At 42.2% G+C, this 1077-nt stretch carries 1 protein-coding gene and 1 pseudogene; one reads left to right on the plus strand and one right to left on the minus strand.

From position 1 onward, the window contains the following. Positions 1-312: pseudogene (locus Q0256_RS02655) on the plus strand (cation:proton antiporter); the annotation flags it as partial. Between the two features lie 54 nt (positions 313-366). Here Q0256_RS02655 and Q0256_RS02660 read toward each other — a convergent pair. Beyond that, on the minus strand, positions 367-1077 hold a 711-nt coding region (locus Q0256_RS02660), incomplete at its 5' end, for a hypothetical protein (RefSeq protein WP_297959806.1).

Consider the following 1077-nt stretch of genomic DNA (forward strand, 5'->3'; position numbering starts at 1 on the left):
ACCGGAGCCGTGATCAAGCTAGAAGCGCTCCTTATGCCCGGAGTGATGAGCTTTGCCGTAAGCCTAGCGGCGCTGATGTTTGGCATCAGGCTGCTTGCGAGCGCTACGTTTTTAAGCACCCTGGGCCGCAAAGGTGCGGCGCTTTTCGCGCTATCGCTTTCTATGCCTCTGACGCTAGTGATCGCCACGGCGACGCTCTTTTACTCTACCGCCGCGATCTCGCAAGAGATATACTTCGCGATGATCATCGCCTCGCTCATAGAGGCGCTCGCATCGATGATTTTGATAAATTTTATTTACAAGAAATTTTAGAATTCCATGAAATTTAGTTTTATGCGGGGCTAAAATAGAGTTAAATTTGAAGCCCTATTTTGCGCCGCAATCAGTTAGGTCTTGTAGTTCCATAGTATAATTCGGCTCCGATTTCCACAAGTCACAGTCCCTATATACTTCCAAAATTTCTTTTAACAGGCATAAAATATCTTGCTTATTAAAACTTTGCGTATGATTTGGTTTTAAATCTAGGAGTTTCCAAATCCTATGAAATTCCTCTGGAACTACTTTTCTATCAATATTGACCTCATGATCTATAATCATCTCTATAATTTCACCTTTATGATATAAGATCCAAATAGACTTTGTATCGTAATCGTGGTCGTGTTCATAGCCTGGGAAGCTATAAAGAAACCAAGCCCAGCAATCTCTCTCCCTATCGATAGTCCATCGCAGCTCATTAATAAAAGTCTCATAGTATGGATTATATTTGTAGTAAATTTTACTCAATCCATACTTCTCATCATCCTCTTTAGTGATGATTGTATTTTCAAACGCCATCTGCGCTCCTTGGAATTTAAAATTTAGCGTGCAAGCGGAAATCTTAAGTGCAAATTTATGCAAAATTTTGCGACGCAATCGAAAATGGTAAGCATGGAAATTCCAAACTCGCGCGCTTAAAGATAGACCGGTGAGCTTGCCGCGACCGCTAACCCCACTAGCCGCAGTTATATTTGCTTTCGCTAGCCGCGGCAAAGCAAATGCGGCTTCGTCAGCAAAGCTAGCGATAAAAATTAATCGCAA

Origin of the sequence: uncultured Campylobacter sp. (genome assembly GCF_937949835.1) — a bacterium.
Lineage (GTDB): Bacteria > Campylobacterota > Campylobacteria > Campylobacterales > Campylobacteraceae > Campylobacter_B.